This window comes from Achromobacter animicus (assembly GCF_902859585.1).
Lineage (GTDB): Bacteria > Pseudomonadota > Gammaproteobacteria > Burkholderiales > Burkholderiaceae_B > Achromobacter > Achromobacter animicus.
Genome location: NZ_CADIJM010000003.1, coordinates 82,870 through 105,067 on the forward strand (window position 1 = coordinate 82,870; position 22,198 = coordinate 105,067).

General features: G+C 65.4%; 14 protein-coding genes and 1 pseudogene. 9 read left to right on the forward strand and 6 right to left on the reverse strand.

All coding sequences use genetic code 11. The features are described 5' to 3' along the window. Nucleotides 1-128: 128 nt before the first annotated feature. The 3 genes from odhB to HV681_RS09555 all read right to left on the reverse strand — a co-directional run bounded on the left by odhB (nt 129) and on the right by HV681_RS09555 (nt 5,136). Nucleotides 129-1,367, reverse strand: coding sequence for a 2-oxoglutarate dehydrogenase complex dihydrolipoyllysine-residue succinyltransferase (gene odhB / locus HV681_RS09545; RefSeq protein WP_175122879.1), 1,239 nt, complete (start codon nt 1,365-1,367; stop codon nt 129-131). Nucleotides 1,368-1,470: 103 nt separating this feature from the next. Continuing rightward, nucleotides 1,471-4,338 (reverse strand): 2-oxoglutarate dehydrogenase E1 component, encoded by a 2,868-nt coding sequence (locus HV681_RS09550; protein ID WP_175122880.1) that lies wholly within the window; start codon nt 4,336-4,338, stop codon nt 1,471-1,473. A gap of 327 nt (nt 4,339-4,665) precedes the next feature. After that, the gene (locus tag HV681_RS09555; protein ID WP_056567804.1) at nt 4,666-5,136 is read right to left on the reverse strand and encodes an Lrp/AsnC family transcriptional regulator; all 471 of its coding nucleotides are present in this window, start codon (nt 5,134-5,136) and stop codon (nt 4,666-4,668) included. Nucleotides 5,137-5,328: 192 nt separating this feature from the next. Here HV681_RS09555 and HV681_RS09560 point away from each other — a divergent pair, with 192 nt between their 5' ends. Beyond that, a complete protein-coding gene (locus HV681_RS09560) occupies nt 5,329-6,345 on the forward strand; it encodes a 1-aminocyclopropane-1-carboxylate deaminase (protein WP_175122881.1) in 1,017 nt (338 codons plus the stop codon). A gap of 14 nt (nt 6,346-6,359) precedes the next feature. On the opposite strand, the gene HV681_RS09565 is transcribed toward HV681_RS09560, so the two are convergent. Then, a complete protein-coding gene (locus tag HV681_RS09565; protein WP_175122882.1) occupies nt 6,360-7,601 on the reverse strand; it encodes an MFS transporter in 1,242 nt (413 codons plus the stop codon). A gap of 147 nt (nt 7,602-7,748) precedes the next feature. Between HV681_RS09565 and HV681_RS09570 the strand changes: the two genes are divergently transcribed. The 4 genes and pseudogenes from HV681_RS09570 (at nt 7,749) to HV681_RS09585 (ending at nt 12,298) form a co-directional block, all read left to right on the forward strand. Next, a complete protein-coding gene (locus HV681_RS09570) occupies nt 7,749-8,657 on the forward strand; it encodes a LysR family transcriptional regulator (protein ID WP_175122883.1) in 909 nt (302 codons plus the stop codon). A 128-nt stretch (nt 8,658-8,785) separates the two neighbouring features. Next, on the forward strand, nt 8,786-9,730 hold the full coding sequence (puuE, locus tag HV681_RS09575; RefSeq protein WP_175122884.1) for an allantoinase PuuE: 945 nt from the start codon (nt 8,786-8,788) through the stop codon (nt 9,728-9,730). Nucleotides 9,731-9,801: 71 nt separating this feature from the next. Beyond that, nucleotides 9,802-11,052 (forward strand): annotated as a pseudogene (locus tag HV681_RS09580) (hydantoinase/carbamoylase family amidase); the annotation flags it as partial. Nucleotides 11,053-11,056: 4 nt separating this feature from the next. Continuing rightward, on the forward strand, nt 11,057-12,298 hold the full coding sequence (locus HV681_RS09585; RefSeq protein WP_175122885.1) for a M20 family metallopeptidase: 1,242 nt from the start codon (nt 11,057-11,059) through the stop codon (nt 12,296-12,298). A 9-nt stretch (nt 12,299-12,307) separates the two neighbouring features. Here HV681_RS09585 and HV681_RS09590 read toward each other — a convergent pair whose 3' ends face one another. After that, nucleotides 12,308-14,359, reverse strand: coding sequence for an OPT family oligopeptide transporter (locus tag HV681_RS09590; protein ID WP_175122886.1), 2,052 nt, complete (start codon nt 14,357-14,359; stop codon nt 12,308-12,310). 211 nt (nt 14,360-14,570) lie between these two features. Between HV681_RS09590 and mdeB the strand changes: the two genes are divergently transcribed. The 3 genes from mdeB (at nt 14,571) to HV681_RS09605 (ending at nt 20,346) form a co-directional block, all read left to right on the forward strand. Next, entirely contained in the window at nt 14,571-17,258 is a 2,688-nt protein-coding gene (mdeB, locus tag HV681_RS09595) for an alpha-ketoglutarate dehydrogenase (protein ID WP_175122887.1), read from the forward strand. A gap of 235 nt (nt 17,259-17,493) precedes the next feature. Next, nucleotides 17,494-19,794: an NADP-dependent malic enzyme gene (locus HV681_RS09600; RefSeq protein WP_175122888.1), complete on the forward strand. Its 2,301-nt coding sequence runs from the start codon at nt 17,494-17,496 to the stop codon at nt 19,792-19,794. A 99-nt stretch (nt 19,795-19,893) separates the two neighbouring features. Beyond that, nucleotides 19,894-20,346 carry a DUF2214 family protein gene (locus HV681_RS09605; RefSeq protein WP_175122889.1) on the forward strand — a complete coding sequence of 151 codons (453 nt, stop codon included), beginning with the start codon at nt 19,894-19,896 and terminating at the stop codon, nt 20,344-20,346. A gap of 25 nt (nt 20,347-20,371) precedes the next feature. On the opposite strand, the gene HV681_RS09610 is transcribed toward HV681_RS09605, so the two are convergent. Continuing rightward, nucleotides 20,372-21,484: a hypothetical protein gene (locus HV681_RS09610; protein ID WP_175122890.1), complete on the reverse strand. Its 1,113-nt coding sequence runs from the start codon at nt 21,482-21,484 to the stop codon at nt 20,372-20,374. A 170-nt stretch (nt 21,485-21,654) separates the two neighbouring features. Between HV681_RS09610 and HV681_RS09615 the strand changes: the two genes are divergently transcribed. After that, nucleotides 21,655-22,194 carry a fimbrial protein gene (locus HV681_RS09615; protein ID WP_175122891.1) on the forward strand — a complete coding sequence of 180 codons (540 nt, stop codon included), beginning with the start codon at nt 21,655-21,657 and terminating at the stop codon, nt 22,192-22,194. Nucleotides 22,195-22,198 lie beyond the last annotated feature (4 nt).

The window sequence follows — 22,198 nt, forward strand, 5'->3', positions numbered from 1 at the left end:
TTCTCGCGAATGAGGGATGAAGAAGCGCACTTCCTGCCCAGCGCAGTCGGGCTGCGGGCCGGCGGGGAGCCGGCCCGGGCGCCGCGCAACCAGCAGGTCGGGCGCGGCGCCGGTCAGGGGCGTCGAGATTACAGGTCCAGCAACAGGCGCTGCGGATCTTCCAGGGCGTCCTTCATGGCGACCAGGCCCAGCACGGCTTCGCGGCCGTCGATGATGCGGTGGTCGTAGGACAGGGCCAGGTAGTTCATCGGGCGGATGACGATCTGGCCGTTTTCGACGACGGCGCGATCCTTGGTGGCGTGCACGCCCAGGATGGCCGATTGCGGCGGGTTGATGATCGGGGTCGACAGCATCGAGCCGAACACGCCACCGTTGGAGATCGAGAACGTGCCGCCGGTCATTTCTTCAATGCCCAGCTTGCCGTCAGCAGCGCGGCGGCCGAAGTCGGCGATGGTCTTTTCGATGTCGGCGATGGACAGCTGGTCGGCGTTGCGCAGGATCGGCACCACCAGGCCACGCGGGCTGCCGACAGCGATACCGATGTCGAAGTAGCCGTGGTAGATGATGTCCTTGCCGTCGATCGAGGCGTTGATCAGCGGGTACTTCTTCAGCGCGGCAACGGCGGCCTTGACGAAGAACGACATGAAGCCCAGCTTGATGCCGTGTTCCTTTTCGAACTTGTCCTTGTACTTGGCGCGCAGGTCGATCACGGCCTGCATGTTGACTTCGTTGAACGTCGTGAGGATGGCGTTTTCTTGCTGCGATTGCAGCAGGCGCTCGGCGATGCGGGCACGCAGGCGGCTCATCGGCACGCGCTGTTCCGGACGGCCATCCAGCGACAGCGTGGTCGGGGCGGGCGCGGCGGCGGCCTTGGCCGGTGCGGCCTTGGCGGGAGCGGCGCTGGCGGCCAGGGCGTCGCCCTTGGTCACGCGGCCGTCACGGCCCGAACCCGCCACGGAAGCGGCGTCAACGCCCTTCTCGGCCAGGATCTTCGAGGCGGCGGGCGAAGCGACGCCGGCGGCGGCCGTCGAGGCCGGTGCGGCAGCGGCGGGCGCGGGAGCAGCTGCGGCTTGTTCGGCGGCCTTCGGGGCTTCAGCCGGCGCGGTGGCGGCGGCGCCAGCCTTGGCGGCGGTGTCGATGCGGGCCAGCACTTCGCCCGAGGTCACGGTGCTGCCATCGCCCTTGACGATTTCGGCCAGCACGCCCGAGGCGGGGGCCGGCACTTCCAGCACGACCTTGTCGGTTTCGACTTCGATCAGGATTTCGTCGGCTTCAACGGCAGCGCCCGGCTGCTTCTTCCAGGTCAGCAGGGTCGCTTCGGAAACGGATTCGGAAAGTTGGGGAACGACGACGTCGGTAATAGCCATTTTGTTTATTCCGTAGAAAGTATGTTCTTGTCACGCGGCGCGGCAAGGTTCGAAACGGGGTTCCGGAACACTTGCCGCCCGCGGCGCGTGCATCAAGTAAAGGTTACTTCGTCAACATGACCTTGAACTTGGGCGCGAAGGCCGTCTCGATCAGGGCCTTCTGCTGCTCCTGGTGCTTGGCCAGGTAGCCCACGGCCGGCGATGCCGACGCGGCACGGCCTGCGTAGCCAAGCTTCTGGCCTTCGACCATGTTCTCGTACACGTGATGCTGAACGTAGAACCAGGCGCCTTGGTTCTGGGGCTCGTCTTGCACCCAGATCACTTCGGTTGCCTTGGGGTACTTGCGCAGTTCGGCTTCGAACGACTTGTGCGCAAACGGATACAGCTGCTCGACGCGGATGATGGCGACGTTGTCGGCGCCACGCTCGCGGCGGGCGTTGACCAGGTCGTAGTACACCTTGCCCGAGCAAGCCAGCACGCGCTTGACCTTGCCGGCGTCGATGGCCTCGTCGACCTCGCCGATGACCGGGCGGAAGCTGCCGCCGGCCAGATCGGTCAGGGGCGAACCGGCGTCCTTGTTGCGCAGCAGCGACTTCGGCGTGAACAACACCAGCGGCTTGCGGAACGGGCGGATCATCTGGCGGCGCAGAACGTGGAAGATCTGCGAAGCCGAGGTCGGCTGAATCACTTGCATGTTGTTGTCGGCGCACAGCTGCAGGAAGCGCTCGATGCGGCCCGACGAGTGCTCGGGACCCTGGCCTTCGTAGCCGTGCGGCAGCATCAGCGTCAGGCCCGACTGGCGGCCCCACTTGGCTTCGCCGGAGCTGATGAACTGGTCGATCACGACCTGGGCGCCGTTGACGAAGTCGCCGAACTGGCCTTCCCAGATGACGAGCGTGTTGGGCTCGGCGCTGGAGAAGCCGTACTCAAAGCCCAGCACAGCCTCTTCGGACAGCACGGAGTCGATGACGGTGAACGGGGCCTGGCCTTCCGACACGTTCTGCAGCGGAATGTAGGTGCCGTCGTTCCAGCGTTCGCGGTTCTGGTCGTGCAGCACGGCATGGCGGTGCGTGAACGTGCCGCGGCCCGAATCCTGGCCGGTGATGCGGATGGCGTAGCCCGAGGAAACCAGGGTCGCGAAGGCGAGGTGCTCGCCCATGCCCCAGTCCAGGTTCATTTCGCCCTTGGCCATGGTGCGGCGGTCGTTCAGCAGCTTGGCGACCAGCGGGTGCACCGTGAAGCCTTCCGGCACGGTCGTGATGCGTTCGCCGATGCGCTTGAGTTCAGCCAGCGGCACGGCGGTGTCGGCCTGGTCGGTCCACTTGGCGCCCAGGAACGGCGACCAGTCGATCGCGTACTTGCTCTTGTAGTCGGTCAGCACCGGTTCGATGGTGCGCTGGCCGTCTTCCATGAGCTGGCGGTAGTCCTTGACCAGCTGATCGGCTTCGCCGTCGGCCAGCACGCCCTGCGTGGTCAGCTTGTCGGCGTACAGCTTGCGCGTGCCGGGATGGTGGCCGATGCGCTTGTACATCAGGGGCTGCGTCAGCGACGGCGTGTCTTGCTCGTTGTGGCCCAGCTTGCGGAAGCAGACGATGTCCACGACGACGTCGTGGCGGAATTGCAGACGGTAGTCCAGCGCCAGCTTGGTGACGAACACCACGGCTTCGGGATCGTCGCCGTTGACGTGGAACACCGGGGCTTCGATCATCTTGACCACGTCGGTGCAATACAGCGTCGAACGCGAGTCACGCGGGTCGGACGTGGTGAAGCCGATCTGGTTGTTGATGACGATGTGCAGCGTGCCGCCCGTACCGTAGCCGCGCGTCTGCGCCAGGTTCAGGGTTTCCATCACGACGCCCTGGCCGGCAAAGGCCGCGTCGCCGTGCACCAGCACCGGCAGCACTTGCTTGCCTTCGGCATCGCCGCGGCGTTCCTGGCGGGCGCGTGCGCTGCCTTCGACGACGGGGTTGACGATTTCAAGGTGAGACGGGTTGAAAGCCAGCGACAGGTGGACGGGGCCGCCGCGCGTGGACAGGTCGCTCGAGAAGCCGTTGTGGTACTTCACGTCGCCGTCGGTCAGGCCTTCGGCGTGCTTGCCTTCGAACTCGGCGAACAGGTCGCCGGGCATCTTGCCCATGATGTTCACGAGCAGGTTCAGGCGACCGCGGTGGGCCATGCCGACCACGATTTCCTGGACGCCGTTTTCACCGGCGTGGTTGACCACTTCGTCCATCGAGGCGATGAAGCTTTCGCCGCCTTCCAGCGAGAAGCGCTTCTGGCCGACGTACTTGGTGTGCAGGAAGCGTTCCAGGCCTTCGGACTCAGTCAGCTGCTGAAGGATGTGGCGCTTTTCTTCCGGCGTGTACGTGGGCGCGCCCAGCGTGGTTTCCAGGCGTTCCTGGATCCAGCGCTTGGCGGCGGGGTCGGAGATGTGGGTGAATTCTGCACCGATGCTGCGGCAGTACGTGTCGCGCAGCGCCTTCAGGATGTCGCGCAGCGTCATCGTGCTGGCGGTCGTGAAGTAGGTGTTGGTGGCCGAGTACGTCTGGTCCAGATCGGCTTCGGTCAGGCCGTAGAAGGCGGGATCGAGCTCGGGGATCGGCGGACGTTCCTGGCGCTTGAGCGGATCCAGATCGGCCCAGCGCGAGCCCAGCGAGCGGTAGGCGGCAATCAGCGATTGCACCGAGACCTGCTTGCTGGCGACGCTCAGATCGGGTTCGGCCGCGCGTTGCACGAAGGCATTGGCCTTGGCGCGCTGGGCGAACGATTCGACGATGGGAGCGTGGGCCTGGTCGCGAGTGGATTCCTGGCCGTCGGTTGCGGGAGCGTGCTGCAATTGGTCGAAGTATTCGCGCCAGTTGTCAGGTACCGAACCGGGATTATCGAGGTAGGCTTCGTAAAGCTCCTCGACATATGGGGCATTACCCCCAAAGAGATAAGACGTGGATAGAGATTCTATTTCCGAAGACATATCGCTTCACCTTTACGAGTGCTTCACTCGAGACGATGCAGGAAAACCTTCCGCGACACGGGCTTCCCGTTAGGCGGATAGCAGGGGCAGAAGGCGCGTACAAGCCTTGAAAGCCTATGGTCGAGAAGTATAACCCTTTGAGTTTATGGGCGTCTTCCTGCATTTCTGTGACGCAAAAGGCCTTTCGGAATGCTGTCATGCGGCAACGGAATGTCCGTCCAACCCCTTCCATTGCGCCGTCTACGCGCTACCAAAATCCGTCAATGCAAAATGCGGCAGCGCGTCATTTCAAATAACAGAAAAGATGAGTGTTGCGTTTACGCGTCGTCAAACCGGCAGCGCGGTGGTCGACATGATCTCTTTGAGCACGAAAAAAGTACGAATCTGGCGTACGCCGGGCAGCTTGATGATCTCGCCCGCATGCAGCTTGTTGAAGCGTTCCAGGTCCCGGATACGCAACATCAGGAAATAGTCGAATTCGCCCGCCACCAGATGGCATTCCAGGCAACCGCTGATGCCCTTGGCCGCTTCCTCGAAGTCTGTGAATGAATCGGGCGTCGAGCGATCCAGCACCACGCCAACGATGACCAGCGTAGCCATATCGACGTCAGCGGGCTCCAGCAACGCGACCGTCTTTCGGATGACGCCTTCGCTCTTCAACCTTTCCACGCGCCGCAGGCACGCTGCCGGGCTCAGATGCACGCGGGCGCTCAAATCCAGATTGGTGATCTGCGCATCGTCCTGAAGAATGCGCAGGATCTGGCGGTCGATGCGGTCCAGCGTGAAAACGGCGGTCATTGGCTGCGTCCCTGAAAATTAAATTTCGCCTGGATTTTTATTTTGGAAATATTAGATCCATTAAACGCAGATAACGACCTTTCGATTCGGCGGATTTAAAAAATACGCAATTGACCCCTCAACCCCATGATTTCTATGATTTTTGCGAACCCCGCCGCAACGCCGGGCCCGCCCGAATCACCAGGAGCCACCATGGATCTGCAACGTTTTCCCCGTCATCGCCTGACCTTTGGCGATACCCCGATCGAAAAGCTGGAGCGCTTGTCGCAGCATCTGGGCGGCAAGGTCGAGATCTACGCCAAGCGTGAGGACTGCAACAGCGGCCTCGCCTTCGGCGGCAACAAGCTGCGCAAGCTCGAATACCTGATTCCGCAGGCGCTGGAACAAGGTTGCGACACGCTCGTCACGATTGGCGGCATCCAGTCCAATCACACGCGGATGGTCGCGGCGGTGGCCGCCAAACTGGGGTTGGCCTGCGTGCTGGTCCAGGAGAACTGGGTGGACTATTCCGATGCGGTCTACGACCGCGTCGGCAACATCATGATGAGCCGCCTCATGGGTGCGGACGTGCGGCTGGTCGATCAGGGCTTTGACATCGGCTTTCGCCGCAGTTGGGAAGAGGCGCTGGAAGAAGTGAAACGCCGCGGCGGCAAGCCCTATGCGATTCCGGCGGGCGCGTCCGATCACGAATTGGGCGGGCTGGGCTACGTGGGCTTTGCCGAGGAAGTGCGCCGCCAGGAAGCCGAGCTGGGATTCAAATTCGACTACATCGTCGTGTGCGCGGTCACGGGCAGCACGCAGGCCGGCATGGTGGTGGGTTTTGCGGCCGACGGCCGCGCCGATCGCGTCATCGGCATCGATGCGTCCGCCACGCCGGACCAGACCCGCGCGCAGGTCCTGCGCATCGCGCGGCGCACCGCCGACCTCGTCGGCTTGGACAAGCCCATCGAAGACAAGGACGTGGTGCTGGACACGCGCTACGCCTATCCCGCGTATGGCCTGCCCTCAGCCGAAACCAACGACGCCATCCGCACGTGCGCTCGGCTGGAAGGCATGATGACCGATCCCGTGTACGAAGGAAAATCCATGCAGGGAATGATGGACATCATCCGCAAAGGCGAAATTCCCCCCGGCTCGAAGGTCCTGTATGCGCACCTGGGAGGGGTGCCGGCGATCAACGCCTACAGCTTTCTCTACCGCAACGGATAGCGGCGGATTCGGCGTCACGGGGTGGCCTTGCGGGGACTTGCGTTGACATTGCAGCCCTGCCCGCCCGCCATGGGAAACCCATGGCGGCGCGCCGCTGCCGCCACGATCAGCGTCGCCGCCAGCAACAGCACCAGCGCGGGCGCAAAGGCGGCGACGCCCACGCCTTCGAGCAGGAGGCCGCCGATGACACCGCCGCCCGCGATCGCCAGATTCCAGGCCGTGACCAGCATCGACTGCGCCACATCGGCCGACTCGCCCGCGGTCTTGGCCAGTGCAGTCTGGAACAGCGTCGGCGCCCCGCCAAACGCCAGGCCCCATGCCGCCACCGCCGTGGTCACCACGGCCGGATCATTGCCGCTGATGCCCAGGACCAATGCCGACAACGCGAACAGCACCGTGCTGGCCAGCGTCATCACGCGCAGGTGGCTGTCGATGAGAACGCCGATGACCCAGAGCCCGATCAACGACGACAGACCGAACACCAGCAGCATCACGTCCGTGCGGTCCTCCATGCCGCGCGCCGCCAGGAACGGCGCGATGTAGGTATAGAGAATGTTGTGCGCCAGGACAAATGCGAACACCACGAACAGCACCGCGCGCACACCCGGCAGGGTGAAGACGCGGCGCAGCGGCGCGCGCTTGCCCGCAGCCTGGCCCGCAAAGTCCGGCACCTGAATGCGCACCCATGCCATCAGGATCAGCGCCAGCGCGCTCATGATGCCGAAACACCAGCGCCATCCCACCAGGTTGCCCAGAAAGGTGCCCGCCGGCACACCCAGCGACAACGCCAACGGCGTGCCCACCATCGCGATGGCGATGGCCCGCCCTTTCTGATGCTCCGGCACCATGCGCGCAGCGTAGCCCGCGGCCAGCGCCCACAGCAGCCCGGCGGACACGCCGGCGACGAAACGCGCCGCCATCGTCAGCACATAGCTGGCGGACACCGTCGTGATGGTGTTGGCGATGACGAAGCCGGCGATCGCGGCCAGCAGCAACGGGCGGCGGCGCACGCCTCGCGTCGCGGCGGTCAACGGTATCGCCGCCGCCAGCGAACCGATCGCGTAGATCGTCACCAGCTGTCCGGCCATCGCTTCGGAAATAGCCAGCCCCGCGCTGATCTGCGGCAACAGGCCGGCCGGCAGGGCTTCCGTCAGGATCGTGACGAAACCGGCCAGCGCCAGGGCCAGCAGTGCTGCAATGGGAAGACGCGCCTCGCGCGCGCCGGGGCCGGAGGCCGCCGCCTGATTACCTGCCATGTTCTGCCTTTTGATTGGCCGGCGGCGGGTGGAAATCCCCGACGCCAGCACGTGTTGTGGGAAGGCAGCCATGTTGGCGGCAAGTGCAGTCCGGGACAATAATGCCGGTGTTCAAAACATATCTGACAAATTGTCCTGAATCGCATCATGGTTGAATCGCTCAGCGCCATTGCCGCCTTCGTGCAAGCCGCCGAAATGCGCAGTTATTCCGAAGCCGCTCGCCATCTGGGCGTGTCGGCGTCGGCGGTGGGCAAGAGCGTCTGCCGGCTTGAAACACGCCTGGGCGTGCGCCTGCTCCATCGCAGCACGCGCAGCATCACCTTGACCGCCGAAGGCGCCGTTTTCCTGGAACGTTGCCGGCGCATCCTGTGCGAGCTCGAGTCCGCCGAACTCGAACTCTCCGAAACGCGCCAGGCGCCGCAAGGCCGATTGCGCATCAGCCTTCCGCTCGTCGGCATGCTGGTCATGCCGGCGTTGACCGCGTTCATGCACCGCTATCCCGCGATCGAACTGGACGTGGATTTTTCAGATCGTCTGGTGGACGTCATCAACGAAGGCTTCGACATCGTGATGCGCACCGGCGAGCCGACGGACTCGCGACTGGTGTCGCGCCCGGTCGGCAACTATCGTCTGCTGCTTGTCGCCGCGCCGGGTTATCTGGCCAACCGCGGCACGCCGCGCAGTCCGGCTGACCTGCTGCATCACGCCTGCCTGCAGCATCGATTTCCCAGCACCGGCAAGCTTGAGCCGTGGCCGCTGAAGCGCGACGCAGGCATGGCCGAATGGACCGTGCCCGCGTCGATGGTGTGCAACACGTCCGCGGCCCTGCTGGATGTGGCAGTGGCAGGCCTGGGCATCGCGTGCCTGCCCGATTTTCTGGTGCGGCCTGCCCTGCTGCGTGGGGAACTGGTTTCGGTGCTGGACGCCCATGTCGAACACCAAGGCACATTCCGGCTGCTGTGGGCGTCCAGCAAGCATCTGGCGCCCAAGCTACGGGTGTTCATCGACTTCATGGGCGAGGAATTGTTCAAGGAGCGCGACGCCGCGACAGTATGAAAACCGCGGCGTAGGGCATTCGCCGATGGCCGGCGGCTGGTATTTGATGTACATACTTTGTATACATGATCGAACCCTCGCCCTGGAGGACCGATCAGCTCCTCCATGCAACCACCGCCGTCCCGCCGATGCCCCTCTACGACACCACGCTGCCCTACCCCCGCGACCTCGTCGGCTACGGACGCAATCCGCCGCACGCGCAGTGGCCGGGCAACGCGCGGATCGCAGTGCAGTTCGTGCTGAACTACGAAGAAGGCGGCGAGAACAGCGTGCTGCATGGCGACGCCGGCTCCGAGCAGTTCCTGTCCGAGATGTTCAACCCCGCCAGCTATCCGGACCGGCATCTCAGCATGGAAAGCATCTACGAATACGGGTCACGAGCGGGCGTGTGGCGCATCCTGCGCGAATTCGAAAAGCGGCAACTGCCGCTGACGGTGTTCGGCGTGGGCATGGCCCTGCAACGCCACCCCGAACTGACGGCTGCCTTCGTGGAACTGGGCCATGAGATCGCCTGCCACGGCTGGCGCTGGGTCCATTACCAGGACGTGGACGAGGCCACCGAACGCGAGCACATGCGGCTGGCCATCGACGCCATCACCACGCTGACCGGCACGCGCCCGCTGGGCTGGTACACCGGACGCGACAGCCCGCGCACGCGCAGGCTGGTCGCCGACGACGGCGGATTCGAATACGACAGCGACTACTACGGCGACGACCTGCCCTTCTGGATGCAGGTCCGCAAGACCGATGGCTCGACCGCGCCGCAGCTCATCGTGCCCTACACGCTGGACTGCAACGACATGCGCTTCGCGCTGCCGCAGGGCTATTCGCACGCCGATCCCTTCTTCCAGTACCTGAAAGACAGCTTCGACGCGCTCTATGCCGAAGGCACCGAGGCGCCCAAGATGCTCAGCATCGGCATGCATTGCCGCCTGCTGGGCCGCCCCGGACGCATCGTCGCCCTACAGCGCTTTCTGGATCACATCGCGCGCCACGACCGCGTCTGGATCTGCCGCCGGCTGGACATTGCGCGTCACTGGAAAGCCACGCACCCCTACACCCCCGACCGTTGAACAGGACGACCATGACCAACAATCTGAACGATCCGAAGGCCGAGCCGAGCCCGCGCGAGCGCCTCGGCGAACCCGGAATGGGCAAGGACATCTGGGACTGGCACGAGGCGCTCAGCGTCTACAGCGATCCGGGCTACGCCGAGAAAGGCCAACTCACAGTCACCTATCTGACCGACGCGCACCGCGCCTGCGCCGCGCGCATCTCGCAATGGATGAAGGACTGCGGCTTTGACGAGGTCGGCATCGATGCCGTCGGCAACGTGGTCGGGCGTTACCGTGCCGCGCAGCCCGGCGCACGGGTCCTCATGTCGGGCAGCCATTTCGACACGGTACGCAACGCCGGCAAGTACGACGGCCGGCTCGGCATCTTCGTGCCGATGGCCTGCGTGCGCGCGCTGCACCGCCAGAACCGGCGGCTGCCCTTCGACGTGGAGGTGATCGCCTTCGCCGAAGAAGAAGGCCAGCGCTATCGCGCGACGTTCCTGGGATCGGGCGCCCTGATCGGCGATTTCAAGCCCGAATGGCTGGACCAGAAGGACGCCGACGGCATCACCATGCGCGACGCCATGCTGCACGCGGGCCTGGACATCGACGGCATTGCCGGCCTGCGGCGCGATCCGGCCCGCTACCTGGGCTTTGTCGAGGTCCACATCGAACAAGGGCCCGTGCTGTACGAACTGGGGCTGCCGCTGGGCGTCGTCACGTCGATCAACGGCTGCGTGCGCTATCAAGTGCAGATCCTGGGCCTGGCCAGCCACGCGGGCACGACGCCCATGGACCGCCGGCGCGACGCCGCCGTGGCCGGCGCCGAACTGGCGCTGTTTGTCGAACGGCGCGCCGCCCGCGATGGCGACTCGGTCGGCACCGTGGGCATGTTCGAGGTGCCCAGCGGGTCGATCAACGTCGTGCCGGGCGAATGCCGATTCAGCCTGGACCTGCGTGCGCCCAGCGATACGCAGCGCGACGCGCTGGCGGAGGACGTGCTGGCCGAACTGGCCGCCATCTGCCAGCGGCGCGGCCTGCGTTATGCGCTGGAGGAAACCATGCGCGCCGCCGCCGCGCCCAGCGATCCGCGCTGGCAGCAGCGCTGGGAACGCGCAGTCGGCGCGCTGGGCGTACCCGTGCACCGCATGCCCAGCGGCGCGGGCCACGACGCCATGAAACTGCACGAGGTCATGCCGCAAGCCATGCTGTTCGTGCGCGGCCAGAACAACGGCATCAGCCACAACCCCAACGAATCCACCACCAGCGACGATATCGAACTTGCCGCGCAGGCCATGCTGGGCCTGCTCGATGCGCTGGCCAACGAAACCTCGACATAACGCCATGACCGATTACGCCCGACTCGACGCCTGGGTTGACGCCCATTTCGACGAAGAAGTCCGCTTCCTGCAGGAACTGGTGCGCGTGCCCACCGACACGCCGCCCGGCAACAACGCGCCGCACGCGGTGCGCACCGCGGAACTGCTGCAAGGCTTTGGTCTTGAGGCCGAAGCGCATCCCGTGCCTGCGCAGGCCGTGCAGGATTACGGCATGCAGTCCATCACCAACCTCATCGTGCGGCGCGAATACGGCGATGACGGTCCGCGCATCGCGCTCAACGCCCACGGCGACGTGGTGCCGCCCGGCGACGGCTGGACGCACGATCCTTATGGCGCCGAGATCGACAACGGCAGCCTGTACGGCCGCGCGGCCGCGGTCAGCAAGAGCGACTTCGCCAGCTTCACGTTCGCCGTGCGGGCGCTGGAAGCCGTCGCCAAGCCGACCCGCGGCGCGGTGGAATTGCACTTCACGTATGACGAGGAATTCGGCGGCCTGCTCGGTCCCGGCTGGCTGCTCGCGCAGGGGCTGACGCGTCCCGACCTCTTGATCGCGGCGGGCTTCAGCTATGAAGTCGTCACCGCGCACAACGGCTGCCTGCAGATGGAGGTGACGGTGCACGGCAAGATGGCCCACGCCGCCATTCCCAGCAGCGGCGTCGACGCCCTGCAAGGCGCCGTCGCGCTGCTCAATGCCTTGTATGCGCAGAACGCGCAGTACCGCAAGATCACGTCGCAGGTGCCGGGCATCTCGCATCCGTACCTGAACGTGGGGCGGATCGAAGGCGGCACCAACACGAACGTGGTGCCGGGCAAGGTCAGCTTCAAGCTGGACCGCCGCATGATTCCCGAAGAAAACGCCGCCGAGGTCGAGGCCGGCATCCGGCGCATCATCGAGGAAACCGCAGCGTCACGTCCCGGCATCCGCGTGGACATCAAGCGGCTGTTGCTGGCCAATTCGATGCGCCCGCTGCCAGGCGCGCAGCCGCTGGTGCAGGCCATCCAGCAACACGGCGAGGCCGTGTTCGGCGAACCCATCCCGGCGATGGGCACGCCGCTGTACACCGACGTGCGGTTATACGCCGAGGCCCGCATCCCCGGCGTGATCTACGGCGCAGGCCCGCGCACGGTGTTGGAATCGCACGCCAAGCGGAGCGACGAACGTGTCGTTCTGGAAGACCTGCGACGCGCGACGAAGGTCATCGCGCGTACGCTGGCGGATCTGCTGCAACCGGGCACGGGTGTCTGACACCCTGTTCTACGCCAGCCGCATCACCCGGCGCCAGAACAGCACCGCCACCAGCACGAACACGGCCAGCCCCAGATAGGACGCCATGCCGGCGAAGTCTTCGCCAACAATCGCCAGCGGCGCCTCGGACCCTGCGGCCCCGATGATCGCGGCCATCAGCACGCCCACCAGGCTCTCACCCACGATCAGCCCGGAAGCGAGCAGCACGCCGCGGCGGTTGGCCGCTTCGGCGTAGCTCTCATAGGGCTGGCCGGCGGCGGCAGCGCGGCGGCGCAACGCGCCTTCCAGCAGCCACGCCAGCAGCGCGCCCGCCACGATGGGCGCGGCCACGGTCGGCGGCAGGTAGATGCCGATGCCCACCGCCAGCACGGGGATGCGCGCAACCTTGCACGTGCGCTTCAGAATTTCATCCACTACGATCAGCCCCACGCCGACAGCCATGCCGATCAGGATCATGGTCCAGTTGAGCTGGTGGGTGAAGATGCCGCGCGTGATCGCGAGCATCAGCGTGGCCTGCGGCGCCGACAGCGCCTGCGACGGGTCCATGCCCTCGCGCGGCATCGCGTCCGCGAAACCGTACGCGTTGTACAGCAGCTCCAGCACCGGCGAGATCACCGCCGCGCCCACCACGCAGCCGATCAGCAGCGCAACCTGCTGGCGCCACGGCGTTGCGCCCACCAGCCAGCCGGTCTTCAGGTCCTGCAGGTTGTCGTTGGAAATGGACGCCACCGCCACCACGGCCGACGTGCTGAAGATCGCCAGCGCGATCGCCATCTGCACGCCATTTTCCAGCGCCATCAGATCGCCGCCCACGCCCAGCATCAGCACCGACACCAGCACGATGGCGACGATGCCCACGCCGGAGATCGGGCTGGTCGACGAACCCACCAGGCCCGCCATGTAGCCGCAGGCGGCCGCCACCAGAAAACCGAACACGAAGGCAAACAGCACCGCGTAGGCCACCAGCTTCCAGATGGCGCCCGATGACAACGGTGTGCCGGACAGGAAGACCTGGAACGTGAAGACCAGGATCGCCACCAGCACCAGCGTCACCGCCGAGATCCAGCCGGCCGACAGGTCACGCTCGGTGCGCGGCGCGGCCCCGGCGCGTGCGGCGCCCTCCTTGGTCAGCGCCGAAAACGACGCCTTCACGCCGCGCGCCATCGGCACGAACAGCGTCGCCAGCGTCCAGATCGCGCCCACGGCGATCACGCCCGCGCCAATGAAGCGCACCTGCGAGGACCACAAGCCTGTGGCGTACGAAGCCAGCGTCGCGCCGGCGGGCATGTCGCCCATGGCGGTCAGAATGGGCACCGCGATGCCCCACGCAATCACCAGGCCCGTCAGCATCGCCAGCCCGGCAACGATGCCGATCAGATAGCCCGCGCCCAGCAGCGCCAGCGAAAAGCCCATCGGCAGGCGGAACACCGCGCCGCCCAATGCAAACCAGCCGCTCACGCTGTCGCCCAGGACCCGCAGGCCGTTGGCCGCAAAGCTGACCACGGCCGCCGCGATGCCGCCGGCGACGATGTCGCCCATGCCGGTGGCGGCGGGTTTGGCCGAGGCGCCCGCGGCGTCCTGCGGCTCGTCCTGCGCGCGCTCGGCGCTGCCGACGCGCAGAATCTCGGCCGCCGCCACGCCCTCGGGATACGGCAGGTTGCTCTGCACCACCATCACGTGACGCAACGGAATCGTGAACATCACGCCCAGCATGCCGCCGGCCGCGCAGATGCCCAGCGTCTGCCAGAACGGAAAACCCTGCCAGTGGCCCATCATGACCAGCGCCGGCAGGATGAAGATGATGGCCGACAGCGTGCCGGCCGCCGAAGCCTGCGTCTGCACCATGTTGTTTTCAAGGATGTTGGCGTCCTTGAACATGCGAAGGACGGACATCGAGATGACCGCCGCCGGGATGGCGGACGAAAACGTCAGGCCCACCTTCAGCCCCAGGAACACATTCGAGGCGGTAAAGATGACGGTGATCAGCGCGCCGAGCAGGACGCCGCGGAACGTCAGCTCCGGCAGCGTGACCTCCGGCGGAACGCGGATGGGCTCAGTCATGGGTTTCTCCCTATTGATAGCCGCGAATTCTAGCGCCTGGCCGTCCACCCCGTGGTCACCAGCCGTAAGCACGATGCGGCGGTAGAACCTGCCGTGGCGCGGGACCCTGGCGAAAGATTATGCTGAAAGCGCCGGATTTGCCCGGGAATTTCGATGCCTCATGCCTGGCGCATGGGTCTAGGATGAGGATAAAAACAGGAGACGACTTACCATGCTCGACCCTCGCCAGCCTCTTTCCGCATCGGCCCGCCAAGACGACGCCGACCCCGCAGAAACCGCCGAATGGCGCGAAGCGCTGCAGTCCCTGCTGGAGGCGGACGGGGCCGATCGTGCCGGCTATGTGCTGGACAGCGTGCTGGGCCATGCCGCCTCGCTCGGCCTGCGCGCCAACAGCCAGACCCGCACCGCGTACCTGAACACCATTCCCGCCGACCAGGAACCGCCGTTTCCCGGCAATCTGGCCGTCGAAGAACGCATTGCCCGCATCAACCGCTGGAACGCGCTGGCGATGGTGGTGCGCGCCAACCAGGCGCATGGCGAACTCGGCGGCCACATTGCCAGCTATGCATCTGCCGCCGACCTGTTCGAGGTCGGCTTCAACCACTTCTTTCGGGCGCGTGCAGACGGCAGTCCCGGCGACATCGTCTACATGCAGCCGCACTCTGCGCCCGGCGTGTACGCGCGCGCCTTCCTGGAGGGCTTTCTGGGCGAGGACGACCTGGCGCACTTCCGCCAGGAAATCACGGCCACCACGCGCGGCCTGCGAGGCCTGTCGTCCTACCCCCACCCGTGGCTGATGCCCGACTTCTGGCAGTTCCCCACGGGTTCGATGGGTATCGGCCCCATCAACGCGATCTACCAGGCGCGCTTCATGCGCTACCTGGAGCACCGCTCGCTCGTGCCCGGCGCCGATCGCAAGGTGTGGGGCATTTTTGGCGACGGCGAAATGGACGAGCCCGAATCCATCGCCGCGCTCACGCTGGCCGCGCGCGAAAAGCTCGACAACCTGATCTTCGTCGTCAACTGCAACCTGCAACGCCTGGACGGTCCCGTGCGCGGCAACGGCCGCATCATCGACGAGCTGGAAACCCTGTATGCGGGTGCCGGCTGGAACGTCATCAAGCTGGTCTGGGGCAGCGACTGGGACGCCCTGCTGCGCCGGGACACGGGCGGCGCGCTGGCCCGCGCCTTCGCCAACACCGTGGACGGCCAGTTCCAGACCTTCGCGGCCAACGACGGCGCCTTCAACCGCGCCCATTTCTTCAACCAGAATCCCGAACTGGCTGCACTGGTGGCCGACTGGTCGGACGAAGCCATCGACCGCCTGAGCCGGGGCGGCCACGACATGGTGAAGATCCACGCGGCTTACCACCGCGCCGCGCGCCACCGCGGCCAGCCCACCGTCATCCTCGCGCAGACCAAGAAGGGGTTCGGCATGGGGACGGCCGGCCAGGGCAAGATGACCACCCACCAGCAGAAGAAGCTGGACGACGAGGCGCTGCTCGCCTTCCGCGACCGCTTCGCGCTGCCGATTTCCGACGCCGACTGCCTGGCGCTCAAGTTCTACCGGCCCGCCGACGACAGCGCCGAGCTGCGCCACCTGCAGGCGCGCCGCGCCGCGCTGGGCGGCTACATCCCGCGCCGCAATGCCGAGGCCCCGCGGCTCGCGCCGCCGGACGCAGACCAATGGGCGCGTTTCGCCCTGGCCGCAGACGGCAAGGAAATGTCGTCCACGATGGCCATCGTGCGCATGCTCACCGCGCTGCTGAAAGACGCCACCGTGGGTCCGCGCATCGTGCCCATCGTTGCCGACGAAGCCCGCACCTTCGGCATGGCCAACCTGTTCCGGCAGATCGGCATCTATTCCGCGCAAGGCCAGCTCTATGAGCCCGAGGACATCGGCTCGGTGCTGTACTACCGCGAGGCGCGCGACGGCCAGATCCTCGAAGAAGGCATCACCGAGGCCGGCGCGATCTCGTCATGGACCGCGGCCGGCACCAGCTATTCGGTCAACGGCCTGCCGATGCTGCCCTTCTATATCTATTACTCGATGTTCGGATTCCAGCGCATCGGGGACCTGATCTGGGCCGCCGCCGACCAGCGCACCCGGGGCTTCTTGATCGGCGCCACGTCGGGCCGCACGACGCTGGGCGGCGAGGGGCTGCAACACCAGGACGGCTCCAGCCACATCATGGCCGCCACCGTCCCCAACTGCCGCGCCTACGACCCGGCCTACGCCTACGAGGTCGCCGTCATCGTCGAACACGGCATGCGCCGCATGCTGGACGAGCAACGCGACGAATTCTTCTACCTGACCGTCACGAACGAGAACCTGGCGCAGCCCGGCATGCCCGAGGACCCGGCCACGCGCGAAGGCATCCTGCGCGGCCTGTACCGGCTGCGGCCCGCGCGCGGCAAGGCTCAGGTCCGACTTCTGGCCGCCGGCCCCATGCTGCGCGAGGCCGAAATGGCCGCCACGCGCCTGCAGGACGAATTCGGCCTGGACGCCGAGGTCTGGAGCGTCACCAGCTTCTCGGAACTGGCCCGCAGCGGCCGCCAGGCTGAGCGCGCGCGCGTGCTGGGCCTGGACGCGCCCGACGATCAGGACTGGGTGCGCACCTGCCTGGGCGGCAGCGACGCGCCCGTAATCGGCGCGAGCGATTACGTGCGCGCCGTACCCGAACAGATCCGCGCGTACGTGCCCGCGCCCTACCGCACGCTCGGCACCGACGGGTTCGGCCGCAGCGACACCCGGGCCCGGTTGCGCGATTTCTTCGAGGTCAGCGCGGACTGGATCGTGCTGTACGCCTTGGACAGCCTGGGCAGGCAGAACGACACGCGCGCACTGCGCGAATCCCTGAATGCCGGCAGCCGCCAGGCGCCGCCCTGGGAGGTCTGACTCTCGTCCATCGAACCTCGACCATCGGACCGATGCACCGCTGGTGTTTGCTTGATTAAAAGCTAACCAAAGCGAACACTCGCTGCAGTGCAGCAACCAAGCACCCGCGCTTTCTGGTGAAATACGGGTGTTCCCCAAGCATTTCGCAAAGAATACGGCGGGCCGCGAGCCCGCCGTTTGTCATCCCGATTTTTCATCCCGTTTTTTTCCGTTAGCCCTTTCAGGCCCCGATCCCATGGACGAAACTCTCACCAAACTGGCGTTGGACTACCACGCCTATCCCACTCCCGGCAAAATCTCGGTCACCCCGACCAAGACCCTGGCCAACCAGGACGACCTGTCCCTGGCCTACTCCCCCGGCGTGGCTGCGGCTTGCATGGCCATTTTCGACCAGGGCGACGACGCCGCCTCCAAGTACACCTCGCGCGGCAATCTCGTGGGCGTGATCACCAACGGCACCGCCGTGCTGGGCCTGGGCAACATCGGCCCGCTGGCCGCCAAGCCCGTGATGGAAGGCAAGGGTTGCCTGTTCAAGAAATTCGCCGGGATCGACGTGTTCGACATCGAACTGGCCGAGAACGATCCGGACAAGCTGGTCGACATCATCGCGGCGCTGGAACCCACGCTGGGCGGCGTCAACCTTGAAGACATCAAGGCGCCCGAATGCTTCTACATCGAGAAGAAGCTGCGCGAGCGCATGAAGATCCCCGTCTTCCATGACGACCAGCACGGCACCGCCATCATCTCGTCGGCCGCCATCCTGAACGGCCTGAAGGTCGTCAACAAGGACATCGGCTCGGTCAAGCTGGCGTGCTCGGGCGCCGGCGCCGCCGCCATCGCCTGCCTGGACCTGCTGGTTCACCTGGGCATCAAGCGCGAAAACATCTTCGTGGTGGACTCGCGCGGCGTCATCTGGGATGGCCGCGACGAAAACATGGAAGCCAACAAGAAGCGCTACGCGCAAAAGACCGACGCGCGCACGCTCGCTGACGTGGTCAATGGCGCCGACGTGTTCCTGGGTTGCTCCACCGCCGGCGTGCTCACCGCCGACATGGTCAAGACCATGGCCGACCGTCCGCTGATCCTGGCCCTGGCCAACCCGGAACCCGAAATCCGCCCCGAAGTCGCCAAGGCCGCGCGCCCCGACTGCATCATCGCGACCGGCCGCTCGGACTACCCGAACCAGGTCAACAACGTCCTGTGCTTCCCCTTCATCTTCCGCGGCGCCATGGATGCCGGCGCCTCGCGCATCACCGAAGAAATGAAGCTGGCGTGCGTCAAGGCCATCGCCGATCTTGCGCAGGCCGAGCAGAACGATGAAGTGGCCCGCGCCTACGCCGGCCAGGAACTGTCGTTCGGCCCCGAGTACATCATCCCCAAGCCGTTCGATCCGCGCCTCATCGTGCAGATCGCCCCGGCCGTGGCACAAGCTGCCGCCGACTCCGGCGTCGCCGCTCGTCCCATCGAAGACATCGAAGCCTACCGCCAGAAGCTGATGGGCTTCGTGTACCACTCGGGCCAACTGATGCGCCCGCTGTTCGCCCAGGCCAAGAAGGCGCCCAAGCGCGTCATCTACGCCGACGGCGAAGACGAACGCGTCCTGCGCGCCGTGCAGACGGTCGCCGACGAAAAGCTGGCGTTCCCGATCCTGATCGGCCGTCCCGCCGTCATCGAGATGCGCATCCAGAAGGCTGGCCTGCGCCTCGTCGCCGGCCAGCACTTCGAGATCGTCGATCCCGAAGACGACAGCCGCTTCAACGAAACCTGGAACGCGTACTACCAGCTGAAGGGCCGTGAAGGCGTGACGCCGGCCATCGCCAAGGCGATGATCCGCAAGCACAACACGCTGATCGGCGCGATGCTGCTGCGCCGTGGCGACGCCGACGCGCTGCTGTGCGGCGTGGCCAGCAAGTACGACAACCAGCTCAAGTACATCGACGAAATCATCGGCAAAAAGGAAGGCCAGACGTACGCCGCCCTGAACGTGCTGATGCTGCCCGACCAGACGCTGTTCGTCACCGACACGCACGTCAACGAGAACCCGTCGGCCGACGAAGTCGCCAGCATCACCATCCAGGCCGCCGATGAAATGCTGCGTTTCGGCGTCGTGCCCAAGATCGCCCTGCTGTCGCACTCGAACTTCGGCAGCCGCGTCACGGAGTCGTCGCGCAAGATGGCCGCTGCACGCCAGATCGTGCAAGACCGCGCGCCCGATCTCGAAGTCGACGGCGAAATGCACGCTGATGCCGCCCTGTCCGAAAAGATCCGCGTCCTGGCCTACCCGGACAGCACGCTGAAGGGCCGCGCCAACCTGCTGGTCATGCCCAATCTGGACACGGGCAACATCACGTACAACATGCTGAAGATGACCGGCAGCAATGGCGTCGCGATGGGTCCGATCCTGCTGGGCGCCGCGCGTCCTGTGCACATCCTGACCACCAGCGCCACCGTGCGCCGCATCGTCAACATGACGGCGCTGGCCGTGGTGGACGCGCAGCAGGAAGCCGCTGAAGAAGCCAAGAAGCGCCGCCGCTGATCGCACCGTCTCGCTGCAGACACGCGGGCGCCCCTGAACGGGGCGCCCGTTTTATTTCGGGATGGTAAAACCTAGCTTGTCCTTTACCCTGGAGACGACATGCTGGCCGATGCAATGTATGCCTGGTTCCACTACCTGGCGATCTTCGTAATGGTGGTGGTCATGACCGCCGAAGCCGTATTGCTGCGCCCCGACCTGACGGCCGCTGGCGTGAAGCGTCTTATCATCTACGACCGCCTCTATGGCCTGTCCGCGATCCTGGTGCTCATCACCGGTGTGCTGCGGCTGACGCTGGGCGCCAAAGGCGCGGCGTTCTACATGGGCAACCCCTGGTTCCACGCCAAGATCTCGCTCTTCGTCGTCATCGCGCTCTGTTCCATCCCGGCCACGCTCATCTTCCTGCGCTGGGCAAAGCAACGTCGCCAGCAGCCGGCGTTCGTCCCCGCCCTGCCCGAGATCAAGCGCGCCCGGCGCTGGGTGATGATCGCCTCGCACCTGTTCATCTTCCTGCCGCTCTTCGCGGTGCTGATGGCGCGCGGCATCGGCTATTGACGCATCCGGCGGCTGACGCGCCCGCTCAGGGGCAGCGCGCCCGGGCCGGGCGCGCCGGCTCCTTGCCGTCGATGATGAAGGTGTCGAAGCGGATCACGCCCGCCGCTTCGTTGTCCACGATGTCCACGACCTCGCCTTGCAGCGTCTGCAAGACGGACTTGCCCTCCGGCACATCCTCATGGCCGGCGCGCTTGGCGGCCTGCCCGTTCCACGGCGAAAAAACCAGCACACCGGGATACGGTTCGCGCTCGCCCGCGGCCTTGCGCCGCGCAGTCTTGAATTGCGTGCCGGCGGGGTAGGTCAGCCCGCCGAACGGGGTGCTGCAGGCGAGCTCCGCATCCGTGACCCGCAGCACTTCGCGCGACGCATCCAGATAAAGGCTCGGCCGGCTCAGGTAAAGCCCGAACACCTGCACGGCAGTCGTGCCATTCACGCTCACCCGCCAACGGTCCGGGTCGCGCGAACCATCGGTATAGACGGTGCCGTCAGACCCCCGTAGCACGGCCCCCGGCGCGATCTCCAGGTCTGCGGCCCGGTTGCCGTCCGCCAACACACATTGTTCAAACGCCTTCAAGGCGCCATCGGGCATCACGTCGAACTCGATGTCCTGCGTGGCATCGCAACGCCAGCCCTGCACGTCCTGCGCACCGGCGCCGCGCAGGATGACCGATCGCGGATGCCTGCCCAGCAGCACATACGTGTCCTTCTCGTATTCGGCATCGAGATAACGCCGCACGAACGTCGCGTTCACACCCAGCATGGACACCGCCTGCGGAAAGCTGGCCTCGACGTAGGTGTCGAGTTTTCCTTCGTCCTGCAGTTTCAACCGCGTACCGGCAGGCATCGTGACACCGCTCACTGTCGTGGCCTGCTGCAACGTCACATTGCGTGCCGCTTCGCCGCGTTCGATCTCCCGCTCGATCTGCCACATCATGGCCTGGAACCACGCATAAAAGCCGAATGGCACCAACAGTGCCACGCACAGCAACGCCGACGTCTTCCAGTATTTGCGAACCGTGCGCCGCGCGCCGCGGCTGATCGCCAGAACCAGCCCCCATCCCAGCAGCAAGAGTCCTGCGAAGAAGCCGGCGGTAAGCAAGATGAAAAAACTGGCGCTGGGAAGTGCTATCGGAATCATGGCGGTGATGCTATCCGCAAAATTACTCTGTGGCGAATTATCAGAATTTTATTAAAGACACCACTTCTCAGACCGAATGTAATGACCCCTGTCGACGGAAACACACCCTGAACCGCTGAAAAACACCGTCGGCAAATCGTTTTTCAGCCCTTTTTGACAGACATCAAATCATGAAATCCAAGGTGTTCATTGCGCTGGCCATCAGCGCCTTCGCTTCCACTTCGCAACTGGCGTTCGCCGCCGACGGCACAATCAATTTCACGGGCGCAATCTCCGCCAACACGTGCACCATCGACGGCAACGGCAGCGGCAACAAGAATTTCAACGTGCTCATGCCCTCGGTCGGCGTCGACGCCCTGACCACGGCAGGCCAAACGGCCGGTACCACGCCTTTCACCATCCGACTGACGGCATGCACTCCGGACACGGGCACGGTCCACACCCTTTTCGAACCCGGCTCCAATGGCAATGCCGCAACCGGCAACCTGACAATCGGCGCGGGTGGCGCAAACAACGTTGAAATCCGTCTTCTGAATGGCGACGCAACGCCCATCAACGTCACGGTGGCCGACGAAGCCCAGAACTCCAAAGCCGTTTCCCTGAGCAGCGGCGAGGCCTCGCTCAATTACCTGGCCCAGTATTTCGCACTCGGTCAGGCCAGCGCCGGCCACGTAACCGCCACCGCCAAATACACCATCATTTACCAATAAGCCG

Bases quoted from the DNA above. Each gene is read 5' to 3' on its own strand.
- odhB (WP_175122879.1), bottom strand. From the start codon at position 1,367: ATGGCTATTACCGACGTCGTCGTTCCCCAACTTTCCGAATCCGTTTCC.
- HV681_RS09550 (WP_175122880.1), bottom strand. From the start codon at position 4,338: ATGTCTTCGGAAATAGAATCTCTATCCACGTCTTATCTCTTTGGGGGT.
- HV681_RS09555 (WP_056567804.1), bottom strand. From the start codon at position 5,136: ATGACCGCCGTTTTCACGCTGGACCGCATCGACCGCCAGATCCTGCGC.
- HV681_RS09560 (WP_175122881.1), top strand. From the start codon at position 5,329: ATGGATCTGCAACGTTTTCCCCGTCATCGCCTGACCTTTGGCGATACC.
- HV681_RS09565 (WP_175122882.1), bottom strand. From the start codon at position 7,601: ATGGCAGGTAATCAGGCGGCGGCCTCCGGCCCCGGCGCGCGCGAGGCG.
- HV681_RS09570 (WP_175122883.1), top strand. From the start codon at position 7,749: ATGGTTGAATCGCTCAGCGCCATTGCCGCCTTCGTGCAAGCCGCCGAA.
- puuE (WP_175122884.1), top strand. From the start codon at position 8,786: ATGCCCCTCTACGACACCACGCTGCCCTACCCCCGCGACCTCGTCGGC.
- HV681_RS09585 (WP_175122885.1), top strand. From the start codon at position 11,057: ATGACCGATTACGCCCGACTCGACGCCTGGGTTGACGCCCATTTCGAC.
- HV681_RS09590 (WP_175122886.1), bottom strand. From the start codon at position 14,359: ATGACTGAGCCCATCCGCGTTCCGCCGGAGGTCACGCTGCCGGAGCTG.
- mdeB (WP_175122887.1), top strand. From the start codon at position 14,571: ATGCTCGACCCTCGCCAGCCTCTTTCCGCATCGGCCCGCCAAGACGAC.
- HV681_RS09600 (WP_175122888.1), top strand. From the start codon at position 17,494: ATGGACGAAACTCTCACCAAACTGGCGTTGGACTACCACGCCTATCCC.
- HV681_RS09605 (WP_175122889.1), top strand. From the start codon at position 19,894: ATGCTGGCCGATGCAATGTATGCCTGGTTCCACTACCTGGCGATCTTC.
- HV681_RS09610 (WP_175122890.1), bottom strand. From the start codon at position 21,484: ATGATTCCGATAGCACTTCCCAGCGCCAGTTTTTTCATCTTGCTTACC.
- HV681_RS09615 (WP_175122891.1), top strand. From the start codon at position 21,655: ATGAAATCCAAGGTGTTCATTGCGCTGGCCATCAGCGCCTTCGCTTCC.